Here is an 18,928-nt window from a genome sequence, read left to right on the forward strand (position 1 = left end):
GGAGAGAACGGGGTTTTCTACACTGATTTTTTGTGTTGTGTAGGCAGCAACAACTTTTGCAATCCCTTCTAGTTCGCTGTAGGTTAGCTCTTTTAAGATGTGGGTTTGCCAACCATTGGGACCCTCAACGATTACTTCGCCAGGGCGATTGATAACAATTTCAAATAAATTGTCATCATTGAGGAAGTCATCTAAGATCTTTAATTTTGTTAAAACGATGGAGGCGCGTTCTGCATTTTTTGCTGATGGCATAATGTGACTTTATTGGCTTAATGAAAAAAGGAATAGCTGGGAGTAGAGCGGTTTCTTTTGCTCTTTACGACTAGTTTATAGACAGAGGAAAAATCGAGATCTTTTGCTACAAAGATGTTGACCAGTTCGCCTTGAAATTTTTCTAAGGTAGGAGGGATGTTGATTTGATTTTCAAGAGCAATACTGGCGGCCTCTTTTCCAGTGTTGTTTGCGCCTTCAAAACCGCCGCCTCCAGAGTTGTTTGAACCTTCTTTATTGGAATTGCCTACTATTTTATTTGTTAAAACTGTTGTGGCACCATCAATAACGGTGAGTAAAAGGGAAGAGCCAAAGCGTTCCCACCAATGGGTGTTGATGTTGCCATCAAAACCGGCTCTGCCTAAACTGTCGGTTGCGGGTGAGGCAAGGTCGATGATGACACCGGTTGGGGTTTTTGCTCTTGTCCAGAGTACAAAGAGGCGAGATTGACCTTGTTTTATCCCTCCGCGGTATTCGCCAATCACTTGGGTTCCTTTATCAAGCAAAACAACGCGCCCATTGTCAGAGAGGATATCACGGTTGATGATGCAGCTTGCAAAGCCTGGTTGCTCACTGTTTAATGCGGTTTCTAAGATACAGGGAATAGAGGTTCCCATGGCGATGATAAAGTTTCTATTGCCGATGAGTTTTGCTTTTGCTTCTTCTGTTTTGGTAGGCTTTAATAGGGTTGCAAAATTTTGTGTGTCTTGAAGGGCAGGAGAATTTTGCGCATTCGCGAGATTTTCAAGGGCATGGAATTTTTCAAAGGGGTTGAGAGTCGTGTTGACGATGTCTTTTAATTGAGATTTAGAGCCTTTGGCAAAAGCTAAAACAGGGGCACGTCTTGCGGCATCAAGTAATGGGTCATCTTTTTTGGGTTCTTGTGCGAGTGGTTGTGGGGGTGGTAAGGTTATTGGCGCTATGTTTGCACGCGGGTCAGAGGGCGCGAGCTCTAAAGGGGCGAGGGAATTGTGAAAGCTTTTTTCTTGTTTTTTATGAGCTTTTGCGGTGTCTTTTTGTTCTGTGGGGGTGGCTAAGATGTTCCAGAGCACATAGCCGCAGATTCCTATACAGGCTATTGCGACAACTATTTTTTTGCCAGCGCTTTTGGCGCTATTGTTTTTGCCATCCCCAATAGATCCGCGATCTTCGATGATTGGTTTATCACTCATGTGTTGTCCCCTTCAATTCCCGCTTATTTAAAGATCTGATGCAATTTTACGTTCAACAGATGGTGAGGTTGTTCCGGTATTTGGATTTGTGCCTTTTGGTTGATAGGCTTCGTTAAAGACGCATAGGACGTTTTTTCCCTGTCTTAGGGTGAAGCGTGCGCTAATGGCATGGACAATCACCATGTTGCCTCTCGTGGTTTTGGGAACCAGCGATTCTGTACCGTCATTGCTGACAATGTAAATGGCAGGGATTTCTTGGTTGTCGGGAAATGTAAATGTTGTGGTTTTGCCATTGTCATAAACGGAGGAGGGTTCGAGCACGCTCGATCCTTGAGCGGTGTAAGCCCAATTGCGAGGTCCGTAGGTTTCAGAAGCGTTGAAGACATTATCGATACGCTGGGCTTGTTGTTTTTCTTGTCGCATAAGGGCTGCGAGTCTTCTTTGTTCTGCTTCTTCTTGTGGGTAGCGAAATTTCACAAGGAAATATGTTTCTTGTCCAGAGGAAATTTCTCCATCTTTGACCATGAGTTCAAATTGATAGGAGCGCTTTGAGCCATCAAGCTTTGTGGTGACGACTTGGAGATTGGTAATGGGTTGGACTTCCCGCGCTTTAAGGAAAAGAATATTACCCGCTGGTGCAACTTCCCATGCAACGCTGTTGCCAATCGCTACATGAGCAATTTCTTCATTGGGAGAAAATTCTATTTGTACCGATGAGCGTATGGAGCCAATAATTTTTGTGACATTATAGGCATCATAGTTGATAAAGCGAATGCGGCTATCGCTTGGCGCACGAGTGGGAAAAATACTGGCATGGCTAGGCGTTAAAGAAAGGGTAATAGCGATGTTAAGAATGAGAAAAAGAATTTTTTTTGTCATGATCAGTTGACCACTTCCGGATCGGTTCTATATTCACTAACAATAAACCCTAGAGGATTTATCAAACGGTTTTGGACAGAGATAGGGGCATTGATGTATTCAAAGGTAAGTGTTGCAACCCAGTGGGTGATGAATTCTTTGTTTTTGTCGTTGTCGTGAATGGTTCTGTAGTAACGCACTTGGGCAACATCGTCATTGATAAAGGAGATTGATTTTATTGTTATTGTAACGGCGGCGTGTTTATAGAGAATTTGAGGACTTTGGGGATTTCTTGCTCCATACCAGCTGGCAAATCTTTCCTGTTCTTCTGAAGAAGAGAGGAGGGAGACGGTTTGGAAGTTGTGTTGTGTTTCTTCTGTAGTGAAGCCTTCACGGGAGCGGACATATTTTGCAGCAAAGTAGCGTGTGATTGCTTCATCGACATTGGTGGGACCTTCTTTTAAGGCTTCCACAACTTCAGTGATGCCGGTTGAATTGTCGACGCGGATGACAAAAGGTTCCACGGTTTTAAGGGGTGTGAGGGTGATGACCGCGAGAGAAGACAGTATTGCAACAGCAACGGCTATGCCGGCAATGGCAAGCGAGACGCGGGTGGTGCGGCGTGAGGCGAGCATGCGGTCTTGATCAAACGAGCGCGCTTCAGCAATGTATTGTTCTATGTCTTTTTCTTTCATGCTTTTTGCCCGCAATTTTTGTAAGATTTGATTTCTTCATCCGTTAATTTTTGTGCCAGAAGCGTTTCCAGCTTACCTTCTACGGGTGAAGGGGTGTTGTTACTGATGATAATGGGCGTGGGCGTGGGTTTTTTCCCTTCCCAATTCCACATTGATCTGTTGAGTGGACGTTTAGAATATCCATCACACTTTGGGAGTGACTTCAGTGTGTTTGGTGAAGACACACAGCCACTGAGAAAGAGAAATGGTAAGATAATCCCAATTTTTTTAAATTCCCGCATTTGAACTTAGACCTTTTTTAATAGTGATGCTAATTTTTTAATGCCCCTTGTTGCTGCATTAGCAGCTCGTCCACTTAGTTGAGCCGTTGCTTTAGCAACTGGTCCTGATCCTGTAAGAGAAGCCCCCCCAGAGGCTAAAGCTGATGCGATATCAGGGAGTCTGAGGAAAAGGTAAATACCACCAAGACCAACAACCAAGAACTGAATTAAAGTAGTGAAGATATTTTTAAGACCTGCTGAAAAAATGTTCATCGCAATATTGACATATAAGCCACCAAGCAGCACGACTAACACATATAAAATGATGAAGTTTGCAACTTGCCCTAACCATGCCTCTGTAAATTTTCTGGTTGAGGAAAACATATAGAGGCTTATGAAGAGTGGTCCTATTGATAGGACAAGAAATGATCCCAGTTTAGCAAATAGTGAAACGGCAAAACCAACTGTACAAAAAAAGGCAGCAACTACTAGGCAGATAAAACCAGCAATCCATGTCGCAATAAACATCCCCATTTGAGAGAGACCCGTGTACTGGTTTGCTGCGTCCAAAACCTGTGCTCCAGCTTGGTTCATCATATTGTCCCATACATTTCGATCCGAATGTGCACCTTGGGTGACATTTGAAATGGCATTCGGCAGATCATGGAAAAATATCCCACTGACCCACTCATTATAAAGAGCGGCGTTTGTGGCGAGTGCAACTATGATGCCCAGTTTGAAAGTTGTCGCTATAAACTCCCACAGTGGCATGGAAGAACGCCCATAGATGATATTGTATCCTATAAATATAATGTAAATTGTACAAGACAGTTTAAGCGGAGCACTTAAAGACGATGAAAGGTTGTGAATGGTTTTATCCATTGTCTCTGTAATTGGCTTCATTAACATATCATCTATATCAGTAAATACGCCTTTCGTTATTATTGCCATTTAGATGCTCCACTTTTCATTGTATATTTTTATAATTTAATGGTTATTTTGTTTTTCTTCAGCGCGCTCTTTCGCTCTTCGTTCTTCTTCAGCGCGTTCTTTTGCTTCTTGTTCAGCTCGGAATTTTTTATTCTCTGCTCTCATTTTTTCAATCCTGGCGTCTTGTTCAGCTTTAGCTTTTTCCATTGCTTTACGATAACGTTCGTCATCTTCACGCTCTCTTTCTTCAGCTTTTGCTTCATATTCTTTCTGAAGTTCTAAAAATGCTAACCGCATGTTTTCACAATTTTTTGAAGTTCCTGCAAATCCACATTTTGCATCCCACTCTAGGCGTAATTTTTCATCTTTTTTAAATTCAGCGACGCTATAGGTTTTTTCACATCCAGCTGTGATGAGCCCTGTGCAAAGTAGCAATGTTGTTATGAGAACTTTATTCATAGATATTTCCCCTTTTTCCTTTCAGTTTTACAAGTTTTGAGCACAATCTTTAAATTATGCTTGTGTTATCGGTTTTTATAACCAGTGATGATAAATCTAGAGCACAGACATAATGTTGCCATAAATCTATTATAGAGTGTACAAAGCTCTTTAAGTTGAGCAGCTAAAGCGCAATAGCGATGTGTAATGGTGCTATCCATTGTCTTTGTAAGGGAATGCATTACAGTATTATCTATCCAAGTAAATACACCTTTGGTTACTATTGCCATTTAGATGCTCCGCTCTTCATTATGTCTTAATGGTTATTTTGTTGTTGTTCAGCTTCTCTTTTAGCGCGTTCTCTTGCTTCTCGTTTAGCTCTCATTTTTTCAATCCAAGCGTCTTGTTCAGCTTTCAATTTTTCCATTGATTTGCGATTTTCTTCGTCAATTTTACGACTTCTTTCTGCTGCTTTTGCTTCATATTCTTTTTGAAGTTCTAAAAATGCTAACCGCATGTTTTCACAATTTTTTGAAGTCCCTGCAAATCCACATTTCGCATCCCACTCGAAGCGTAAATTTTTATCTTTTTTAAATTCTGCAACGCTATAGGTTTTTTCACATCCAGCAGCGATAATTCCAGTGCCAAGTAGCAATGTTGTTATGAGAACTTTATTCATCAATATTTCCCCTTTTTCCTTTCAGTTTTACAAGGTTTGAGCACAATCTTTAAATTCTGCTATGTTCTGGTTTTTTATAACCAGTGATGATAAATCTAGAGCACAGACATAATGTTGCCATAAATCTATTGTATAGTCTGTAAAGTTCTTTAAGTTGAGCAGCTAAAGCGCAATAGCGATGTGTAGTGGCGCTATCCATTATTTTTGTAATGGGATTCATCAACATATTGTCTATGTCAGTAAATACGCCTTTCGTTATTATTGCCATTTAGATGCTCCGCTCTTCATTATGTCTTAATTATTATTCTGTTGTTCTTCTGCCGCGCGCTCTTTTGCTTCTAGTTCAGCTTTCCTTTTTTCAAGATCGTCCCTCATTTGAGCTTTCAATTTTTCCATTGATTTGCGATTTTCTTCTTCAATTTTACGACTTCTTTCTGCTGCTTTTGCTTCATACTCTTTCTGAAGTTCTAAAAATGCTAACCGCATGTTTTCACAATTCTTTGAAGTTCCTGCAAATCCACATCTAGCATCCCACTCTAAGCGTAAATTTTTATCTTTTTTAAATTCTGCAACGCTATAGGTTTTTTCACATCCAGCAGCGATAATTCCAGTGCAAAGCAGCAATGTTGTTATGAGAACTTTATTCATAGATATTTCCCCTTCTTTCTTTCAGTTTTACAAGGTTTGAGCACAATCTTTAAATTCTGCTTGTGTTATCGGTTTTTATAACCAGTGATGATAAATCTAGGGCACAGACATAATGTTGCCATAAATCTATTATAGAGTGTACAAAGCTCTTTAAGTTGAGCAGCTAAAGCGCAATAGCGATGTGTAATGGTGCTATCCATTATTTTTGTAAGGGAATGCATTACAGTATTATCTATCCAAGTAAATACACCGTTGGTTTCTATTGCCATTTAGATGCTCCGCTCTTCATTATGTCTTAATTATTATCCTGTTGTTGTTTAGCTTTAGCACGCTCTTCTGCTTCTCGTTCGGCTTGTTCTTTTGCTTTTTCTTCAGCTTGTCTTTTTTCAAAATCAGCTTTTCTTTTTTCAAAATCAGCTTTCCATTTTTCATGTTCAGCTTTTTGTTGGTCCATAAGTTCATCCATCGCTTTGTTGAAGCGCTCTGCCGCTTTCCGGCTTCTTTCTTCAGCTTTGGCTTCATATTCCTTTTGAAGTTCAAGTTGTGCTAATCTTAGGTTTTCACAATTTTTGGCAGTTCCTGCGAATCCACATTTAGCATTCCACTCTTCCATCAATTTTTTATCTTTTTTAAATTCTGCTACACTGTGAGTTTTTTCACATCCAGCAGCGATAATTCCAGTGCCAAGTAGCAATGTTGTTATGAGAACTTTATTCATAGATATTTCCCCTTTTTCCTTTCAGTTTTTGAGTTTTGAGCACAATTTTTAAATTATGCTATGTTCTGGTTTTTTATAACCAGTGATGATAAATCTAGGGCAGAGACATAATCTTGCCATAAATCTATTATAGAGTGTATAAAGCTCTTTAAGTTGAGCAGCTAAAGCGCAATAGCGATGTGTAATGGTGCTATCCATTACCTTTGTGAGGGGCTCGATCAACCCGTTGTCTATCATGGTAAATATATCATACGCTGCCATTGTTTTTCTCCGCTTCTTATCATACGGGTTCGCGTTCCATACAAAGTCGAATTTTTATGCTTTAATTACTGTCTTCTTTCTTTTCAGATTGTTCTTTCATTTTTTGTTTATCGTCATTTTTACGATATTTATTTAGATAGTTATCAAAATTTTCTTGACGTACTTCTTCTATTGCTTTGTCTAAATTTTTACAATTTTGTGAATCTCCTGTCCATCCACACTTACGTCTCCATTCATCGCGTAAATTTTTATCTTTTTTAAATTCTGCGACGCTATAGGTTTTTTCACAACCAGCAGCCATAAGCCCTGTGCAAAGTAGCAATGTTGTTATGAGAACTTTATTCATTATTTATTGTCCTGTTGTTGTTTAGCTTTAGCGCGCTCTTCTGCTTCTTGTTCTTCTTCAGCACGTCGCTTTGCTTCTTGTTCGGCTCGGAATTTTTCATTCTCAGCTCTCATTTTTTCAATCCAAGCTTTTTGTTCAGCTTTAAATTTTTCATCTATTTTGCGATTTTCTTCTTCAACTTTTGCCTGACGTTCTTTCTCAAGTTCAGCGCCTGCTACTCTTAGGTTTTCACAATTTTTTGAAGTTCCTATCCCTCCACATCTCGTGACCCATTCATCAAATAATTTTGGATTTTTTTTAAATTCTGCGACGCTATAGGTTTTTTCACAACCAGCAGCCATAAGCCCTGTGCAAAGTAGCAATGTTGTTATGAGAACTTTATTCATTATTTATTGTCCTGTTTCTTTTCAGAATCTTGTTTATCGTCATTTGTTGAGCCAAATCCTCCCCATTTTTTACGGGTTTCAAGTTCAGCTTGCTCTGCATTTTTACAATTTTTCGAATTCAAATCCCCTGACGTCAAACATTTCACTAATACTTCTTCCATCAGTTTTTTATTTTTTTTAAGTTCTTCTACGCTGTGGGTTTTTTCACATCCAGTGGTGATGAGCCCTGTGCAAAGTAGCAATGTTGTTATGATGATCTTGTTCATATTCAAGCCCCTCTTTTTTCTCGTTTATTGACCACGCATTTTTTGGGCTAAAGCTTTGGTTCGTGCTTTAAATTCTTCTATTTCACGTCTTTCTGCCGCTTTTTCTTCTGCTTGTTGAATCATTGCGGCGGCTTGCATTTGAAGGACTTGTGTTTGGAGTTTTGCTTGTATCGCTTCTAGTTGTGCTTGAATGCCTTGAATTTTACCCGCATCTTCAGTACTTCCAAGTTCGTCAAGAAGCTTGGTAATGTTTTTTTGTGTTTCACTGGCTTCTTCGTAGACGTCTTGTCCTTTTGCTGCTTGTCCTACTACGCGCTGTTCAGCTTTTTTCACTTCCTGTGTGTAAAAAGCATCTACTGCCTCTTTTGAGTCTGCGCCCCCCGCGGGCTCTTTGTATTTAAGTTCTTCTTGCCATTTTTGCGTGTTTTTGCTGCCGCCGCCACCGCCACCGCCGCCACCACTGCCCATTGATTGTTGAAAGTGGTTAAAATCTGAAGGAAGGGCGCCACTGCTCCCTTGCTTGTTAAACATCTCTTTCAATCCCGAAATGTCAGGCTTGACATTTAAGGAGTTATATAACTGTTTCGCTTGATCGAGTTGGCTCTTTAATTGCTCAAGCTGTTGTGCACCTTGTTGAATTTGTTGTTCTGCTTTTGCAACTTGTTCTCTCAATCTTTTGGCTTGCTCTATATTTTCCAGCAGTATTTTATAATCAAAGGGACCACCTCCAAATGCATTTGCTTGAGGTCCAAAAGAAATTGCGCAAAGAGCTGTTGCCAATAAAAGTTTTTTCATTGCTTTGACCTTTCTTGAAAAATAGGAAGCCATTTTTCTGGAGATTGTCCAACTTCATCCATAATGGTCTCTAGGAGTTCAATATTCTTGGTGGTGCCACTTAAAATGGCTATTTCATCATCAAAGCCGCGTAAATTCAGTTCTGCTACAACTGAACTTTGTCCTTGTTTGATGAGAAAACGCCGTGACTCACGGCTTAATTCTGATTGTATCAGGTTAAATTCTCTGTCCGATAATTTAAAACCTTCTACATAATCCCCATGATTGCCCTTTTGATTGGGAAAATAAATTTGTGTGGGGCATTGCTCTATAATGGTGTGAGCAATGGTCGAATTGATCGCATCTTTGGGAGATTGCGTTGCAAACAACATCAAACCATTTTGTTTACGGATAGTTTTCAGCCTGTCTTGCGCAAAGGCTTTAAAGGAATCATCCTCTAAGGCTTTCCAAAACTCATCAATGACAATGATAATACGACGTCCATCAATCAGAGACAAAATCCTATGAAAAAGATACATCATTAAGGGGGGACGAATTTCATTATTGTCTAAAAAATCCGTCATGTCATAACCAATAAATTTTGCATCAATGCCAATGTCGTCATCAGGATTGTCAAAAACCCACCCTAAGGCATTGCCTTTACACCATCTCTCTAAACGACCCGCTATCCCCTCTCTATGCGTGGTGTCAAAAAACATTTGTAAGGCCGATATTGTCCGTTGTTCTTTGGGTAATAAGGCAAGTTGGTCAACAGCCGCCGTGATATCTTGTCTTTCTGATTCACTGATCTTTTGATCTTCAGAAGAAACAAGCTTGATAATCCATTGGCGTAAAAAAACTCTATCTGCTGGATTGTTATAGTCTAAGCCTTTTAGCGGTGCTATGCCTGTCGGTCTACCATTCTTCAAGGGCATATAAGTGCCACCACCAGCCCTCACAAAAAGTTCTGCGCCCCGATCTTTATCAAAAAAGACCATATTGGGATCATGCTTTTGAAGTTGTGCTAAAAGAAAATTAACAATAACCGTTTTCCCAGAACCAGAGGGACCACAAACAAACGTATTGCCTAAATCACCAAAGTGAAAGTTAAAATAAAACGGTGAACCAGCAGAGGTTTTCATCAAGGCTACCGCTGGTCCCCACACATTGCCATCTATTTTTCCAACCGGAAAAGAATGAAAAGGAGAAAGCGCTGCATAATTGCGGCTTGTTATCGCACCAGAACGCGTGCGATAAGCATAATTGCCAGGCAATTGTGCCCACCAAGCTGCTGCTAACCCTAAATCTTCCCGCGCAATGACAGCCCCACCATCTGTAAGACGAGAACGCGCTTTGGCAAGATTATCCGCTAACTCTTGCGGCGTATCAGCAAAAACTGCCAATGATAAATGATGCTCCCCTAAAACAAAACGATTGGATTCAAGATCATCAAGCGCATCATCCAGTTCCATAATTTGTGAACCTGCTCGATCTCCTGCATTGACCATTTGGTTTTGTTTGCGCCCCATAATCTGTTTGGCAGCATTTTTGCTCTTGAAAATAAACGATTGGGTGAAAATAAACTCAAAGGGAAGGGTGAGCAAACCATCCGCCATGCCTACCCTGGTTTTTGCTGGATATTCTTTCCAACCAAACATGCCCGCAAACCGCTGTCCCGCCTCGGTGCGTATTTCTATGATCTCTTTTCCAAAAATGAGACGGTCTGAATAAACAGTCGAAGCTATCGTCCCCCATGTGAGAGGTATCCGTTCACGACGACCTCCCACCAATTGGTGGATAAACTCACTTTGCTGCGAATAAATATTGCCTTCATGTTCATAAAGACTCAATCTTCTTGCACCATAACGCTCTAAATTTTGAATAAGATCTGTGGTAATATCTTCAAGCTTGCGAATGGACTCTGCATCAACTTCTGTCTTTTCTTGCTTGGCTTTGCCTAAACGTTTGAAAAACTCCACTAATTTATCCGTTTGATCAACGTGTGGGTTCCACAAAATCGAAAGATAAAGCTCATTGCGATAAAGCTCCTGTGAAATCATCCGCTCGCGATATTTATCATCTAATTGCTTGGCAAATGCCGATCTGAAATTCCCATCCGGATAAATCGTTTCACGCTTTCTGATAATATGGCTATAAAGCGCTATCCGTTCATCCGCTATGTTTTTAAACAGATTATTGAGCTGTTCGTGAAGCACATTCAGATCAATAATATCCGCTGTCTCAAAGTTAATGCCTTCAAGTTTAATAACGCTCATGAGAGCGCGTGAATCCAGCGCAATGATGTGTTTATTGACATGGCGCACATAAGGAATGATCGCCTCTGGCTGCTTTTCACGTTTGCGCTCTGTTCTATTCATTGTAATTCCTCATAATTACGAATTAATCGTAATGGAGAAATACTTCCCCCACCCCATAGACTCGAATTTCTGGCAAAAATACTTGTTTTTTGCCATGTCAGAAGAATACGAAATTTGTTATGGTCATGCTTTAGGATTTCCTTGAATATGAAATGCAGCATCACACCAAAGGTTAGAAAAAAAATATTGCCTGCCATAATGAACAATATCATCGTTCCTATCCCATTTAATCCCATAGCTTCCACCGTCACGCCTGCAATCATTGCAGGGCGCGTGCAAGCAAGAAATAACGTATCTTCTGTTAGCTTGTCGTGCTCTTTCATGGCTTTGAAAGGCTAAAGTTAAGCGAATTAAGACATAAACATTGATGCGATTTGCGATGCACCAAAAACAATGCCGATGCCAACACAAACAAAGAAAGCTTTACGCATTTCAACATAACCAGCAATCCATGCAAGCCCAACACCAGCAATCGCAATGGTTGCGATTGATTTTGCAATTGGTCCTTTTAAAGCATCAACTATTTTTTGAAGAGCAGTTTCAATTTTTCCGAAGCCGCCATCAGCAAATGCTGGTTCACTCAGTGCCATGAAGGCAATAAACAGCATCAATGCTGCTGTTAACCATTTCTTTTGGGTGTTGGATAGAATAGTTTTTTGTAAGGTATGTTCATTAATGAACGAATTATTCATGTTTTTCATGAAAATTCCCCCGCTTTATGTTTAAGTTAATCACAAAATTAATATTCAAAATATTAATCGGGAATCATATAAATGAAAAAAATAAATTTTTCTATCGATAAATTAATAATATTTAATCTTTTATTATTTAATGAACAAAAAATATAGTAATATTCAAAATGATACTTTTAAAATATCTTCGAGCAGCGCCTAAATATATTGTCTTAATTTGTATTATTATTTTAGGATACTTTTATTTCAGTCAACATACTGAAAATATTATGCAATTTTCTCTTTTTGAAGGATCAGAAAAGACAATTGGAAACCCCGTTCAAAATCCGAAGTCACAATTGGTTGATTATGCAAACCAACAAGACGCAAGCCAACAAAATGTGGTGTTGCATTCAGAACCAATCGCATCACAATTTTATGAAGAAAATGTGCCGGTCTATTCCGGTGCTATACAGGTCACAAGTGGTGTGACCTTTAAAATGATTACGCTTGTAGATGATGGGTGGAGAAAAAAGATCATCCGTGATATCCGTTTATATGGTGTGGAAAGCTGTGAAACACGACAATTTGCCTCACGCAACGGAGTTAAGTGGCCTTGCGGTGCTTTTGTTACGGCTTGGCTTGTTTCAAAAACAATTGATAAAAAGGTTACTTGTCGGCAAGCACGTGTCGTTCAACAGGTTCATTATGCACAATGTTTTGTAGATGGGGTTGATCTGGCGCGGTTGGGGCTGGCAGAAGGGTTGATGGTGTTGACAAAAGATCAGCATCATTTTCCATCCCCCGCAGACTATAAAACTCTACAATCTGCTGCTCAAAAAGCACAAAACGGTTTATGGTCGAGCCAATTTCAACAACCAGAAGATTGGCGAAGAGATCATGGAAGCTATAATCCCATTGACCATAATTAATATTGACCATTATTGATAAAGCGTCTTTTCAAGCGCTATTTAAAAATCAAGACAATATTCTACTGCAAATCTTATCAGAAAAAAGTTAATGATAATCCACACAGTCCTTGGTGGACAACGCTCGTTATGAAAATTTGTTGTGTTTAAAATATCCTTATAGGTTGTTTACTATAGCGCTATGGGAGCGCGCGTTTCCTTGGCTATACGTCATTTCGTTTTGCTTTTTAAATGAAAAGCTCTTCGCTTCTCAAACTCTTAATAATCGCACCCCAAAATCATGACATCAAACCTGCATTTAAATGAGAAGGCTAAAAGCCTTAAGTTTTAAAGGCTGGGAAATTCTGTAAAAGCGTATCGTTAGGCGCACGTGTGCCCCTTATCAATAACCAAAAGGCCTATCTTGTTCTTTTCTCACGCGGCTTTGAGATCATGATTAAAGAGAAAGCTTATAGGGGGATAAGTCAAAAGAAAGTGATGAAAATAATAAGGTATTTTAAGTGATATATATTTGAAAATATTATAAAAAAGACAAGAAAAGATAATAAATGGGTATTTTGTTATATAAATACTTAGCGTTAAGCGGATAGGTTATGAAAAGCCTTTCCAAAGTTTTTAAAACTGATTGTCTTCATACGTGTTAAAGTGTACAATGACGTTGTCAGGTGTGAGTTACACAAAATACTCTTTTAGTTAGAGATTGATAACTCACATTTTATTGTCGTGGGGTATTTATTTAATATGCATGTCCACGATCTGTATCTGGCGATTTTGTTTCAAAAAACTTTTTAGCTTGTTCTTCTTGTTGGGCTCTACGTTTTTCCTCTTCTACTTTTACCACAACCTGTAATATTCAATCCTATAGTCAATAGAGCCAAGCATATTAAAATAAATTTTTTCATTTTTCCCCTCTTTAAAAATTATATGTATTAATCTCATCAATTATATCGGAATACAGATTTAATTATCGTGATCTTTTGTTTTTTATTAGTATTGTTAATGGAAAAATATGTGAACAGTTTATTGTAAATATCTTATAAGTTTATCATAATAAAAAATTAGAAGGAAAGAGCCAAAACCTAATATAAAGGAACAAATTGTAATGTTTATTAGTGCTTTGACCAACCTATTGATAATATCATAATAGGAATTGTAAACAATCCCACAAACCCCATTATCATTATAAGGCTTAGTATCAATCTTAAAGGACCACGAAGCCATAAAAGCAAAAGGACGAGCGCCTCTTTGCTTATTTGTGATTTTGACATTATTTTCCCCTCACGCGCTTAAATCAAGATGCTCCACAATATACACAGTACGATAAATGATACAAGTTATTTTGTTATAAAATCTTCAAGATCTGTTTGATGTTCAACGGATGAAATATCCGGTTTGGTAGAAGATGATTCTATTTGATATTCTTTCATAAAAGCAACTTTTTCTTCTTTGAAGAACAGAATAGGATTCACTCAGTATTGATTAGGCAATTTTGGTTTTAAAATTCCTTTTTGTATGAGCTCTCTTAAACCATTGTGAAAAGTTCTGTCGACCATATCGCGCTTTTTTCCATTTATACCCCCATCAAACCAAATTAAGGTAACGCTGCTGGGATCTTCGTTTGTTGATTTATTAGATCGATATTCTTCTAAAACTATTATCAAAGCACGATGTCCTGTACGAGATAAATTACAAATTGCGTGAATGCCATCAGCAAATATTTCTATAAAATTTTCTTTCTTTATTTTTTCTGTGACGTGAATTGTAGGTATGACCTCTGTTCTATTCGTATCAGAGTTGATAAATTTTTGTTGTGTAATGGACGTTTTTACAACTTTCTTATCGGTAAAAATTTCAGATTTTTTGAAAAAAGAATTTTCATACGGGGAATATTTTTGCTTTATAAATTCAAATCGATGACGTGACCTTTGGTTCTGAAAAAAGCTTATGAAAATATAGAGAAAGGCAGAAACGGAACATCATTTCCTTCAAAAAACAATAAATGGCTTCGAATTAAACTAGGACTTCTAATGCAAGCATTGCCTTATGTTGTTATGTTTATGAAAAATGGGTTGCAATCTGAAAGAGAGTGTAGCGGTTCTATGGAATTTTTAGCAAAATGAAGGGGATTTTTTTCAGGTATTTGAAGAAGCTAAAGAGACTATGAGGAAAAAAATGTGCTTTCTTTTGTTATAAAAGAAAGCACATTGAGAGGGGGATTTAGAGTGACAGCTTTACATATTTTACTCTGAAAAGCGGTCTTTTTTATCTTTTTTCCACAAAAAATAAGTTGCAAGTCCGAGAATGGGAACACTCAATTTGGCAAAAGGGAGATGTTGACTGAGAGCTGCAAGGCTGGAAACGGTCGCATCTGTCATGAGTTTGTGGCGTTGTTCTTCTGTCTTTTTTTGTTGGTCATAGCGTTGATAAGTTTTGAGAATGCGACTGATAATAAGACCTAATCCCGCAAGAGAAAGACAAATTAAAAACATGATACTGGCGGCAGCAAGAGGCTTCATAACAGAACATAACGCAATAAAACCGATGGTACATAAAAAAAGCAAAGACATGAAGAATGAAATGCTAATAAACCCATAAAAAATTGCTTGAAGGCGTACTTGCTTGACTGTGCTTTTAAGCCCTCCACCGACAAGATGGTTTAAAAGAGGCGCGATAAACTTATGCATTGCTTAACGACGCAGTAATTGAGAAAGAATAAAACCAACCCCTGCGGCAAACAAAACGCTTTTGCCAGGATTTTTGCGAACGCATTGATTCATGGTTTGTTCAAGATCACTAATTTTGTCTTTTGCTTGAGACATCATGTCTTCACCACTTTCTTTCGCTGAGTGATATAGTTTTTCCGCTTTGTCTTTGGCGGCGTTGAATTTGTTTGCACCAAGATCTGTTAGGGTTGAGGTAATCCCTGAAATTTCAGTGCGTAACGTTTCTAATTGTCCTTGTAGGTCTTTTTCTACGGCTGATTTATCGTGCTGTGTTGTTTTATTATGGGCCATGGTATTTTTCCCTCTTGATTCATTATATTTGTATTGGTGTGTTCATAGTGATCATTTGCATTGGAGTGAAAATTTTCACTGCTTGAGTAACGCCAAAAGCTTTTTTTGGTTCCTTTCATTTTGTCGAATTTAAAATTGTTTTTGATAAAATAAATCTTTCCTATACGATATGCTTTGTCTGTAAAGGGTCGCATCTGTTGAGAATTGTCTTATGCTTTTGCAGTAATTTAGCACCATTCTTCAGTTTCTCGTGGCGCAGTTTTTTATAAAAGTTTTTTAAAAGTGTGCTGAGGCTTATTTTTTAAGCTTGTGACAGGTAAAAAACATCGTTGTTGCGATTTTGCGGCAGAAGTACTGTCATTTTTATACTTTTGCAGCAAAGAAAAAGAAAATAATATTGCGGCTCTTTGCTCTCTATGTATTTGGGGGCAACACGCGCTCCCCATGATACTTTTGGTCAGTTTAAGAATATTGCGATCGTTCTTTTTTAAAAACGTAAGGTATATTTTTATTTTAGGATAGGAGAGGTACTTTAGTGCACTGGTTGTTAGAGAAGTGCATATCCTTTTCTCCGAGGATTTTATGATATTTTTGCTGCTTGTTTCATGTAAGAAAATATTTTGTTGGCTTCAAAAGAGCCGCAGAAATGAGAAAAGCTTTGCGATATGAGAGATTTATTTAACAGGAACGATGATAAATTATTCTTATAAATTAAAATATTATATGCGATACTTCTTGTAAGTTTATCATTTTGCCTAATTTATGCAATAAATTGATTGGGTAAGATAAACTTGTTGAATTGTTAGAGAAAAATTTCTTGAGTAATTTCTTTAGAATTAAGAGAGAGAGCTTGTGGAATAAAACTATACTTGATTTATCAAGTTTTCTTTCTTAAGAGGAATACACAAGTGACGTTAAAAGGGTAGTGGCATTGTGGAACAGTGATGCTATGCGGGGTGACGATCCAGCTCATAAATAAAGATAAGAGCACAAGAATGTGAGATAAAAATGGAATCTGAAACAGTCCCTTTAGATAAAACAGTCCCTTTAGATAATATGTCTGCTGTATTGACAGTGCATGATTTTTCTCCTCTTTCTATGTTTATGGCTGCTGATTGGGTGGTGAAAGCCGTTATCATTATTTTGTTACTTGCTTCACTTATGTCTTGGACAATTGCTTTTGTGAAAATTGTTGAGATCACTTTGGTAAAACGAAGAGTACGTCATGAACTTCAATTGGTTCTAAATGCTCAGACTCTTACGCGTTTGGCAGCTAGCTTGAAAGAAAGCAAAGGAGCTGGTGTGTTTTTTCTCAAAGAAGTCCTTAAAGAGGTGTATCTTTCTGCACAACAGGTTCATTTTTCTGCTCCTGAAGGGATAAACGAAAGCTCTGGTGAAAAAACCAGTGTAGGGGAAAATGCACAAACGATTGAAGATATTCTCTTTTATGAGGAGAGCAATCAATATGAAGATGTTTCCCGCGATGTTCGCGATGCTAGGGTTCGTGATGTTCATGAAGGTTTAAAAGAAAGGGTTCATTCACTTTTGGCACGCTGCTTGCTGGCTGCTACACGCCGTGTTGCATGTGGAAGTGCTGTTCTTGCAACTATTGGCGCAATTGCTCCTTTTGTTGGTCTTTTTGCAACTGTTTGGGGAATTATGAATTCTTTTATTGGGATTGCTCAGTCTCAAACAACGCGACTTGATGTGGTGGCGCCTGGAATTGCTGAAGCCTTATTCGCAACGGCTGTTGGGCTTTTTGTGGCTATTCCCGCCGTTGTTATGTATAATAGCCTTATGCGTGCTTTGAGTGGTTATCGTAGTGATTTAGGTGATATCGCTGCTGCTCTTGAAAGGCTCTTGAGCCGTGAACTTGATAGACAAAGACAACAGAAAAGTCATAAAAAATGAAAGCAAGCCTTAATAATGATTGGGATATAGACGAGAGTGGGTTGCAAAGCGAAATCAATGTGACCCCTTTTATTGATGTTGTATTGGTGTTGCTTATTGTTTTTATGGTTGCTGCGCCTTTGGCAACATCTGCCATTTCCGTTCAGCTTCCTTCTATAACTCAAGCACCTTCAGTGGTTCAGTCTGATGAACCTCTTTATGTTACGTTGCAAAAAGATCGTTCTCTTTACATTGGTGATCATCTTGTAGAACAAGCAGTTTTGAGAGACGCTTTGTTGAGGGAAACGACGCAAAATTTAGAGACAAAAATTTTAATCAAAGCGGATAGCGAAATTGATTATGGTACTGTCATCGATTTATTAAATCAAATACGTATGGCTGGATATCATAAAATCGGTCTTGTAGGATTGCAAAACTCTACCAATCTTGTCTCAAGAGGTGAGATCAATAATAAAACAACAGGGGTAGCGAACGCTGCTGTCGATGGAGCGGGTGGTAGCGCGGGTGGTAACGTTGTGGGGCATGTGGATGCCGTAACAACGAGCACTACGGGAAACGCTAATATTCCAGCCGATGTCTCTGATCAGTGATAAAAAACAGCCTTTGTTGCAGGAAGCAAAGCATATTACTCAAAGTCGTAGAGTGAAATTGATGAGGGTTCCGCGGATTTATTAAACCAAACACGCATGGGTTTGATATTACGTAGGGGTTTGATATTACGCAGGGGGTTCATATATTGAATCGGTTTTTTTAGGATTAAACTCTACTCATCTTGCCGCAAGAGGTGCGATCAAGAAAACAGCAGAGGCGATTGTTGTGTGTCTTAATACATCTTAAAGCCTTTTTTGCGGCGGTGTTCATAAATGGTATATAAAAAGCAAGTAAAATAAAATAGTTATGTCTAATATGGGGGAATAGGTGAATCTTGATTCTATTGAGTTTTTTTGCCTCTATCCCTCATCTTTTTGAAGCTTTTTTATCGCCTCTATAGCTAACCTTTTGCGATCTGCGCTCTTTGTGTAAAGAGATGCCATAGCATCATTTGTCCAGCCAAAAATTGCTTTGAGTTGTGATACTGTTGCACCAGAGTTAGCTGCGCGTGTTGCGGCTAATTTCCTTAATCCATGCGCCGATTTTTTAATTCCAGCCGCATTACAAGCGTCTCTAAATGTATCGCCAAAGCTTTCTTTGGAGAGTTTTTGATTAGTTTTACTACAGATGAATGTTTCTACTCCAATAGGACCAGCTTCAAGCGTTTTGGCTAATTCCGGTAAAATAGGTAGAAAGACATCTGTTTGGAATTTACTTTTCTCTGTTTTGAGAT

At 38.6% G+C, this 18,928-nt stretch carries 25 protein-coding genes and 1 pseudogene; 4 read left to right on the top strand and 22 right to left on the bottom strand.

Going from position 1 to position 18,928, the window contains the following annotated elements; genetic code table 11:
• The 19 genes and pseudogenes from ACFIM6_RS08665 to ACFIM6_RS08755 all read right to left on the bottom strand — a co-directional run.
• A pseudogene (locus tag ACFIM6_RS08665) lies at positions 1-252 on the bottom strand (P-type DNA transfer ATPase VirB11); the annotation flags it as partial.
• Between the two features lie 17 nt (positions 253-269).
• Positions 270-1,442, bottom strand: coding sequence for a type IV secretion system protein VirB10 (gene virB10, locus ACFIM6_RS08670; protein ID WP_375612501.1), 1,173 nt, complete (start codon positions 1,440-1,442; stop codon positions 270-272).
• 27 nt (positions 1,443-1,469) lie between these two features.
• Entirely contained in the window at positions 1,470-2,321 is an 852-nt protein-coding gene (virB9, locus tag ACFIM6_RS08675; protein WP_375612502.1) for a P-type conjugative transfer protein VirB9, read from the bottom strand.
• Positions 2,322-2,323: 2 nt separating this feature from the next.
• Positions 2,324-2,995: a virB8 family protein gene (locus ACFIM6_RS08680; protein WP_375612503.1), complete on the bottom strand. Its 672-nt coding sequence runs from the start codon at positions 2,993-2,995 to the stop codon at positions 2,324-2,326.
• Positions 2,992-3,276: a type IV secretion protein VblB7 gene (locus ACFIM6_RS08685; protein WP_375612504.1), complete on the bottom strand. Its 285-nt coding sequence runs from the start codon at positions 3,274-3,276 to the stop codon at positions 2,992-2,994. The genes ACFIM6_RS08680 and ACFIM6_RS08685 overlap by 4 nt, the downstream gene beginning before the upstream one ends.
• Before the next feature lie 6 nt (positions 3,277-3,282).
• Positions 3,283-4,206, bottom strand: coding sequence for a type IV secretion system protein (locus ACFIM6_RS08690; RefSeq protein WP_375612505.1), 924 nt, complete (start codon positions 4,204-4,206; stop codon positions 3,283-3,285).
• 36 nt (positions 4,207-4,242) lie between these two features.
• A complete protein-coding gene (locus tag ACFIM6_RS08695) occupies positions 4,243-4,644 on the bottom strand; it encodes an EexN family lipoprotein (RefSeq protein ID WP_375612506.1) in 402 nt (133 codons plus the stop codon).
• Positions 4,645-4,709: 65 nt separating this feature from the next.
• The gene (locus ACFIM6_RS08700; RefSeq protein WP_375612507.1) at positions 4,710-4,913 is read right to left on the bottom strand and encodes a hypothetical protein; all 204 of its coding nucleotides are present in this window, start codon (positions 4,911-4,913) and stop codon (positions 4,710-4,712) included.
• A 26-nt stretch (positions 4,914-4,939) separates the two neighbouring features.
• Positions 4,940-5,302: an EexN family lipoprotein gene (locus ACFIM6_RS08705; protein ID WP_375612508.1), complete on the bottom strand. Its 363-nt coding sequence runs from the start codon at positions 5,300-5,302 to the stop codon at positions 4,940-4,942.
• A 49-nt stretch (positions 5,303-5,351) separates the two neighbouring features.
• Complete coding sequence (locus ACFIM6_RS08710; protein ID WP_375612509.1) at positions 5,352-5,570, bottom strand: hypothetical protein; 219 nt, start codon at positions 5,568-5,570, stop codon at positions 5,352-5,354.
• Between the two features lie 26 nt (positions 5,571-5,596).
• Entirely contained in the window at positions 5,597-5,950 is a 354-nt protein-coding gene (locus tag ACFIM6_RS08715; protein WP_375612510.1) for an EexN family lipoprotein, read from the bottom strand.
• Between the two features lie 295 nt (positions 5,951-6,245).
• Positions 6,246-6,668, bottom strand: a complete 423-nt coding sequence (locus ACFIM6_RS08720) for an EexN family lipoprotein (protein ID WP_375612511.1) — start codon at positions 6,666-6,668, stop codon at positions 6,246-6,248.
• A 322-nt stretch (positions 6,669-6,990) separates the two neighbouring features.
• Positions 6,991-7,275 (bottom strand): EexN family lipoprotein, encoded by a 285-nt coding sequence (locus tag ACFIM6_RS08725; RefSeq protein ID WP_375612512.1) that lies wholly within the window; start codon positions 7,273-7,275, stop codon positions 6,991-6,993.
• On the bottom strand, positions 7,275-7,661 hold the full coding sequence (locus ACFIM6_RS08730; RefSeq protein ID WP_375612513.1) for an EexN family lipoprotein: 387 nt from the start codon (positions 7,659-7,661) through the stop codon (positions 7,275-7,277). Before ACFIM6_RS08730 ends, ACFIM6_RS08725 begins: the two co-directional genes overlap by 1 nt.
• Positions 7,661-7,927: an EexN family lipoprotein gene (locus tag ACFIM6_RS08735; protein ID WP_375612514.1), complete on the bottom strand. Its 267-nt coding sequence runs from the start codon at positions 7,925-7,927 to the stop codon at positions 7,661-7,663. Before ACFIM6_RS08735 ends, ACFIM6_RS08730 begins: the two co-directional genes overlap by 1 nt.
• A 24-nt stretch (positions 7,928-7,951) precedes the next feature.
• Entirely contained in the window at positions 7,952-8,722 is a 771-nt protein-coding gene (locus ACFIM6_RS08740; RefSeq protein WP_375612515.1) for a type IV secretion system protein, read from the bottom strand.
• Positions 8,719-11,079 carry a VirB4 family type IV secretion/conjugal transfer ATPase gene (locus tag ACFIM6_RS08745; RefSeq protein WP_375612516.1) on the bottom strand — a complete coding sequence of 787 codons (2,361 nt, stop codon included), beginning with the start codon at positions 11,077-11,079 and terminating at the stop codon, positions 8,719-8,721. The genes ACFIM6_RS08740 and ACFIM6_RS08745 overlap by 4 nt, the downstream gene beginning before the upstream one ends.
• Positions 11,076-11,402 carry a type IV secretion system protein VirB3 gene (locus ACFIM6_RS08750; RefSeq protein ID WP_375612517.1) on the bottom strand — a complete coding sequence of 109 codons (327 nt, stop codon included), beginning with the start codon at positions 11,400-11,402 and terminating at the stop codon, positions 11,076-11,078. Before ACFIM6_RS08750 ends, ACFIM6_RS08745 begins: the two co-directional genes overlap by 4 nt.
• Positions 11,403-11,429: 27 nt before the next feature.
• Positions 11,430-11,780: a TrbC/VirB2 family protein gene (locus ACFIM6_RS08755; RefSeq protein ID WP_375612518.1), complete on the bottom strand. Its 351-nt coding sequence runs from the start codon at positions 11,778-11,780 to the stop codon at positions 11,430-11,432.
• 158 nt (positions 11,781-11,938) lie between these two features.
• On the opposite strand from ACFIM6_RS08755, the gene ACFIM6_RS08760 reads away from it, so the two are divergent.
• Positions 11,939-12,682, top strand: a complete 744-nt coding sequence (locus tag ACFIM6_RS08760) for a nuclease (protein ID WP_375612519.1) — start codon at positions 11,939-11,941, stop codon at positions 12,680-12,682.
• 1,922 nt (positions 12,683-14,604) lie between these two features.
• Entirely contained in the window at positions 14,605-14,799 is a 195-nt protein-coding gene (locus ACFIM6_RS08765) for a hypothetical protein (protein ID WP_375612520.1), read from the top strand.
• A 120-nt stretch (positions 14,800-14,919) separates the two neighbouring features.
• Here the strand turns inward: ACFIM6_RS08765 and ACFIM6_RS08770 are convergent, their stop codons facing one another.
• Both ACFIM6_RS08770 and ACFIM6_RS08775 read right to left on the bottom strand, forming a co-directional pair.
• A complete protein-coding gene (locus tag ACFIM6_RS08770) occupies positions 14,920-15,363 on the bottom strand; it encodes a hypothetical protein (RefSeq protein ID WP_375612521.1) in 444 nt (147 codons plus the stop codon).
• Positions 15,364-15,366: 3 nt separating this feature from the next.
• A complete protein-coding gene (locus ACFIM6_RS08775; protein ID WP_375612522.1) occupies positions 15,367-15,693 on the bottom strand; it encodes a YqjD family protein in 327 nt (108 codons plus the stop codon).
• Positions 15,694-16,701: 1,008 nt separating this feature from the next.
• Here ACFIM6_RS08775 and ACFIM6_RS08780 point away from each other — a divergent pair.
• Together ACFIM6_RS08780 and ACFIM6_RS08785 are read left to right on the top strand one after the other, a co-directional pair.
• Positions 16,702-17,604, top strand: coding sequence for a MotA/TolQ/ExbB proton channel family protein (locus ACFIM6_RS08780; RefSeq protein WP_375612523.1), 903 nt, complete (start codon positions 16,702-16,704; stop codon positions 17,602-17,604).
• Positions 17,601-18,194, top strand: a complete 594-nt coding sequence (locus ACFIM6_RS08785; RefSeq protein WP_375612524.1) for a biopolymer transporter ExbD — start codon at positions 17,601-17,603, stop codon at positions 18,192-18,194. Before ACFIM6_RS08780 ends, ACFIM6_RS08785 begins: the two co-directional genes overlap by 4 nt.
• Positions 18,195-18,554: 360 nt before the next feature.
• On the opposite strand, the gene ACFIM6_RS08790 is transcribed toward ACFIM6_RS08785, so the two are convergent.
• Positions 18,555-18,928: tyrosine-type recombinase/integrase (locus tag ACFIM6_RS08790; protein ID WP_375612525.1), on the bottom strand; the 374-nt coding region annotated here is incomplete at its 5' end.

The sequence above is a fragment of the Bartonella sp. AA9NXGY genome, from assembly GCF_042196845.1.
Lineage (GTDB): Bacteria > Pseudomonadota > Alphaproteobacteria > Rhizobiales > Rhizobiaceae > Bartonella.

Coding starts and splice junctions, on each gene's coding strand:
- virB10 (WP_375612501.1), bottom strand. CDS start 1,442: ATGAGTGATAAACCAATCATCGAAGATCGCGGATCTATTGGGGATGGC.
- virB9 (WP_375612502.1), bottom strand. CDS start 2,321: ATGACAAAAAAAATTCTTTTTCTCATTCTTAACATCGCTATTACCCTT.
- ACFIM6_RS08680 (WP_375612503.1), bottom strand. CDS start 2,995: ATGAAAGAAAAAGACATAGAACAATACATTGCTGAAGCGCGCTCGTTT.
- ACFIM6_RS08685 (WP_375612504.1), bottom strand. CDS start 3,276: ATGCGGGAATTTAAAAAAATTGGGATTATCTTACCATTTCTCTTTCTC.
- ACFIM6_RS08690 (WP_375612505.1), bottom strand. CDS start 4,206: ATGGCAATAATAACGAAAGGCGTATTTACTGATATAGATGATATGTTA.
- ACFIM6_RS08695 (WP_375612506.1), bottom strand. CDS start 4,644: ATGAATAAAGTTCTCATAACAACATTGCTACTTTGCACAGGGCTCATC.
- ACFIM6_RS08700 (WP_375612507.1), bottom strand. CDS start 4,913: ATGGCAATAGTAACCAAAGGTGTATTTACTTGGATAGATAATACTGTA.
- ACFIM6_RS08705 (WP_375612508.1), bottom strand. CDS start 5,302: ATGAATAAAGTTCTCATAACAACATTGCTACTTGGCACTGGAATTATC.
- ACFIM6_RS08710 (WP_375612509.1), bottom strand. CDS start 5,570: ATGGCAATAATAACGAAAGGCGTATTTACTGACATAGACAATATGTTG.
- ACFIM6_RS08715 (WP_375612510.1), bottom strand. CDS start 5,950: ATGAATAAAGTTCTCATAACAACATTGCTGCTTTGCACTGGAATTATC.
- ACFIM6_RS08720 (WP_375612511.1), bottom strand. CDS start 6,668: ATGAATAAAGTTCTCATAACAACATTGCTACTTGGCACTGGAATTATC.
- ACFIM6_RS08725 (WP_375612512.1), bottom strand. CDS start 7,275: ATGAATAAAGTTCTCATAACAACATTGCTACTTTGCACAGGGCTTATG.
- ACFIM6_RS08730 (WP_375612513.1), bottom strand. CDS start 7,661: ATGAATAAAGTTCTCATAACAACATTGCTACTTTGCACAGGGCTTATG.
- ACFIM6_RS08735 (WP_375612514.1), bottom strand. CDS start 7,927: ATGAACAAGATCATCATAACAACATTGCTACTTTGCACAGGGCTCATC.
- ACFIM6_RS08740 (WP_375612515.1), bottom strand. CDS start 8,722: ATGAAAAAACTTTTATTGGCAACAGCTCTTTGCGCAATTTCTTTTGGA.
- ACFIM6_RS08745 (WP_375612516.1), bottom strand. CDS start 11,079: ATGAATAGAACAGAGCGCAAACGTGAAAAGCAGCCAGAGGCGATCATT.
- ACFIM6_RS08750 (WP_375612517.1), bottom strand. CDS start 11,402: ATGAAAGAGCACGACAAGCTAACAGAAGATACGTTATTTCTTGCTTGC.
- ACFIM6_RS08755 (WP_375612518.1), bottom strand. CDS start 11,780: ATGAAAAACATGAATAATTCGTTCATTAATGAACATACCTTACAAAAA.
- ACFIM6_RS08760 (WP_375612519.1), top strand. CDS start 11,939: ATGATACTTTTAAAATATCTTCGAGCAGCGCCTAAATATATTGTCTTA.
- ACFIM6_RS08770 (WP_375612521.1), bottom strand. CDS start 15,363: ATGCATAAGTTTATCGCGCCTCTTTTAAACCATCTTGTCGGTGGAGGG.
- ACFIM6_RS08775 (WP_375612522.1), bottom strand. CDS start 15,693: ATGGCCCATAATAAAACAACACAGCACGATAAATCAGCCGTAGAAAAA.
- ACFIM6_RS08780 (WP_375612523.1), top strand. CDS start 16,702: ATGGAATCTGAAACAGTCCCTTTAGATAAAACAGTCCCTTTAGATAAT.
- ACFIM6_RS08785 (WP_375612524.1), top strand. CDS start 17,601: ATGAAAGCAAGCCTTAATAATGATTGGGATATAGACGAGAGTGGGTTG.